Consider the following 3,408-nt stretch of genomic DNA (forward strand, 5'->3'; position numbering starts at 1 on the left):
CCCACACCTTTATGTCCGCGATCTGCATCGCCGCCGCCGTAATCTTCTGGCTCTGATCAACGAGTCCTGAGCCTAGACAATGGATCGCAATTTCCAGCGGAGCCTTTCGCTCGTCTTGAAGCATGAGGGCGGATGGTCGGATCATACAAAGGATCCCGGCGGCGCGACCATGAAAGGCGTGACCCTCGCCAACTTCCGCCGCTACGTCCAAGCCGACGCCACCAAGGACGATCTCCGCAAGATCAGCGATGAACAGGTGGCGACGGTCGATCGCCGGTACTATTGGGACGCCGTGGCCGGTGCGCAGCTTCCTGACGGGGTTGACTATGCGACGTTCGACTATGCCGTGAACAGCGGGCCGGGACGCGCTGCCAAGTACCTTCAGTCTGTTGCTGGCGTCAAGGAAGACGGCAAGATCGGTCCTGCCACCCTGAAAGCTGTAAAGGGCCTGATGCGGGCCACAGTCATCAACGACCTGTGCGACAAGCGCATGGCCTTCCTCAAGGGCCTCAAGACGTGGAAGACGTTCGGCAAGGGTTGGACGGCTCGCGTGTCCTCGGTCCGCACCGATGCGCTCAAGATGGCCGCGCAGCCGACGCCTGAAAACCCGACCGTGATCGAGAAGACCGTGCATGTCCCCGTCGCGGTCGATCAACCTGTCGTGCCGAAGACCATCGAAAAGGCCGTGAAGAAGCAGACGAACGGCTGGGGCTGGAGCGGCATCGGCCTGGGCGGCGCTGGAGCGGCGCTCACCGCAATTGCCGGGTGGCCGTGGCAGACGATCGCGCTGTTCGCTGGATTGGGTGTTGCCGGCGGTATTGTCGCCCTCGTCATTGGGCCGTGGATTGTCGGCCGGGTCAAGACGATCCGGGCGGCGGTGGAGGGATAGGGTGATGGGCGCTTTGCTCGCCTTCATCCCGACGTGGCTCAAACTGGCTGTTGCCGGCCTTGCTGGTGCTGCTTTGCTCGTATGGGGCTCGTATGCCCTCGGCAAGCACGAAGGACGCCAGCAAGCGGCTGTGGCCGCGCTGCAATCCTCCGTCAAAGTCCTTCGCGAAAGGAACCAGATCGATGATACGATCTCTGCTTCTGATGCTGCCTCTCTGTGTGCTGATTTCGGCCTGCCAGACGACGAAGCCGCAGAGTGCGTGCGACGGCTGGCAGAAGCTCCGGCCCAACCTTGAAACGTCCGTCACCATCCTGAAATCGGATCGGCCGTTTACCAACCAGGTCGCGGCTCACAACCGTTTTGGTAAGACACAGGGCTGCTGGAAATGATCGATCTCGCGCTCTGGGCCGGCGTTGCCGCACTGTACGCCATCCTCATCTACACCGCAGTTAGGCCTATCAAATGACCCCACCGTCGACCAAGAGCTTGGAGATGATGATCGGAGGCCTCGTCGCTTCCATGGAGAACGTGCAGAACGACATCACCGAGATACGTCGCGACATCAAGGATTCCGACGCGCGCGCCGCCCTTAGCTATGAACAGTCGGAACAACGCGCCGCCGCCAGTCGCTCGAAGATGTATCAGAAGACCGACGACCTGGTTGAGCGTGTCGGTGCGACGGAAAATGCGGTGAAGGCTCTCAACGACGACATGACGTCGGTCAAGGAAGTGACGGCCGAGGTGACGCGCTGGAAGCTGATGGGCATGGGCGCCCTCGGCGTTACCGGGATTGCTTTTGCCTCGCTCGGATCGCTGATCACCTATTACTGGCACGACATCGTCAGGGTGTTTCGCGGCGGCTGACCTTTCTGCCTACGCTAGCAATAAAAAGCCCGCTCCGGTTCGCCGGGGCGGGCTTTTTTGCGCATCTGGAAGGTGGCTCCCTGGGCACGGCTCGAACATGCGACCCGCCGGTTAACAGCCGACTGCTCTACCAACTGAGCTACCAGGGAATGGACGAGATGTAGCATGTGCTCGTTGGCTCGCAACAGCGACTGGTCATGGTGGTTAATTCAGCCCGCGTGTCCTGATGGATGCGCGGGCTTCTTGTTTTGTCGAGTTGTTCAGCAATCGATATCAGGCAGTTTCTGCAGATCCGTGCCCTCGCCAAAGCCAACATCGCTACAACTACCGCCCCCGTCGGCTATGGTTTCGTTCCTTCAAGGTCATTGTCCAAGAAATACCATTGCCCCAGATGCGCTCGCACGACCTTCTCGATCGCGTCATTCAAAAGCAGCAGATCATTCTGCAGGCGTCCACCGGGGTTCGATTCTGCGGGCAACCGAATTGGCTCGAGTGCATGACACGCAAATCGAAAACCTTCTCCACGAATGCAATACCACGGGCATATGGTTGCCTCGGTGAGGCGCGCCATCCGAACAACTGTTGCGATGTTACCTTCGAGATGAGGTTTGGAACCGAAGAATGGGCCCCGAATTTTGCCTTCATATCCCTCGTCGCAAAAGGCGCTCACAATACCGCCCGCTTTCAGAATCCTGATCGCAGGCCTTACGCCTTGAACTCCGGGCGGCAGAAAATGAATCCCTGATCCTCGGCGCACCCGTTCAGCAATCCAGGCTTTTGCGCGGCCTCGTGGAGGCACATGGAAAGTTTGCAAAGCCAAATTGGCTCTGCCGAGTGCAATGGAGCCTACTTCCCAGTTCCCAAGGTGCATTCCGACAAGAATGACAGGCCCGTTTCCGGCCGCTTTTATAATAGAGTCGAGCCCATGCGCTTCAAGTCGCTCAGGGTACTTTCTCAGTCGTGCGACAATCAAAAATTCTGCCATTAGCTGGCCTTGCGCGCGGCAGTTCTCCCGAAAGAGCGCGTATCTTTCATCCTCGTTCATATCGGGACAGAGTTGCCTGATCGTATTGCGGGCTCGCTGCGAAGCCATTTTATGAAAGCGCGGCATTGCAAATTCACCAAGAGCCGCACCAAGCTTCGAGCAGGCATCCATTGGCAGAAGCTTCAGGACGTAGTGTCCGGCAAGATTGGCCACATTCCAAAAATTGTCAGTCACCCAATAGCGAAATAACTTGTCCAGCCGGTGCTCGCCGGTTCCGGTGAGCTTTGGTGCAAGTTCACGCTTATAGACCCAAGCTCTTCTTTTTCTGACGGGCGCCTCCTTCTCCTGTTCATCCGCAGACATGGCCGCCTCAGTTTCTTCGTTGAAGGGATGCCGGAAGCCCATCCTTCGGACGCAATGTCAAACGGCAGTTCGGTTCTGCTATGTGATTGTCCGCAACCACAACGCGGAACCGCTGGGCAATAATAGCCAAGCATAGAACAGCTTCAGTGACACCGAAATTCAACCCGGGGCAAACCCGGGGGCCACTTGCAAACGGTATGTAGCTGTATGGTTTCGGGCGGCGCCCTCAGAGGCGACCTCAAAAAGGATTGAGTGATTTCAGCCAGTTGTGATTCCTTCGGATTTGCAAAGATTCGATGGAGACTAC

The 3,408-nt window shown here is 57.9% G+C and carries 4 protein-coding genes, 1 tRNA gene and 1 pseudogene; 3 read left to right on the forward strand and 3 right to left on the reverse strand.

Translation table 11 applies throughout. The annotated features are described in order from the left end of the window. The first annotated feature begins 169 nt into the window (after positions 1-169). The 3 genes from ACX3P1_RS27750 (at position 170) to ACX3P1_RS27760 (ending at position 1,753) form a co-directional block, all read left to right on the forward strand. Complete coding sequence (locus tag ACX3P1_RS27750; RefSeq protein ID WP_459082969.1) at positions 170-889, forward strand: glycoside hydrolase family 108 protein; 720 nt, start codon at positions 170-172, stop codon at positions 887-889. Between the two features lie 4 nt (positions 890-893). Beyond that, positions 894-1,184: a hypothetical protein gene (locus tag ACX3P1_RS27755; RefSeq protein WP_459082971.1), complete on the forward strand. Its 291-nt coding sequence runs from the start codon at positions 894-896 to the stop codon at positions 1,182-1,184. Between the two features lie 167 nt (positions 1,185-1,351). After that, entirely contained in the window at positions 1,352-1,753 is a 402-nt protein-coding gene (locus tag ACX3P1_RS27760) for a DUF1515 family protein (RefSeq protein ID WP_459082973.1), read from the forward strand. A gap of 73 nt (positions 1,754-1,826) precedes the next feature. On the opposite strand, the gene ACX3P1_RS27765 is transcribed toward ACX3P1_RS27760, so the two are convergent. From ACX3P1_RS27765 to ACX3P1_RS27775, 3 genes and pseudogenes are all read right to left on the reverse strand, one after another. Beyond that, a tRNA-Asn gene (locus ACX3P1_RS27765) sits at positions 1,827-1,902 on the reverse strand. Between the two features lie 191 nt (positions 1,903-2,093). Continuing rightward, positions 2,094-3,101, reverse strand: a complete 1,008-nt coding sequence (locus ACX3P1_RS27770; protein ID WP_459082975.1) for a lysophospholipid acyltransferase family protein — start codon at positions 3,099-3,101, stop codon at positions 2,094-2,096. A gap of 7 nt (positions 3,102-3,108) precedes the next feature. Continuing rightward, a pseudogene (locus ACX3P1_RS27775) lies at positions 3,109-3,303 on the reverse strand (cytochrome P450); the annotation flags it as partial. Positions 3,304-3,408: the final 105 nt, after the last annotated feature.

This window comes from Mesorhizobium sp. A623 (assembly GCF_054489405.1).

Excerpts from the sequence above, each read along its gene's own strand:
- ACX3P1_RS27755 (WP_459082971.1), top strand. The coding sequence starts at position 894 with ATGGGCGCTTTGCTCGCCTTCATCCCGACGTGGCTCAAACTGGCTGTT.
- ACX3P1_RS27760 (WP_459082973.1), top strand. The coding sequence starts at position 1,352 with ATGACCCCACCGTCGACCAAGAGCTTGGAGATGATGATCGGAGGCCTC.
- ACX3P1_RS27750 (WP_459082969.1), top strand. The coding sequence starts at position 170 with ATGAAAGGCGTGACCCTCGCCAACTTCCGCCGCTACGTCCAAGCCGAC.
- ACX3P1_RS27770 (WP_459082975.1), bottom strand. The coding sequence starts at position 3,101 with ATGTCTGCGGATGAACAGGAGAAGGAGGCGCCCGTCAGAAAAAGAAGA.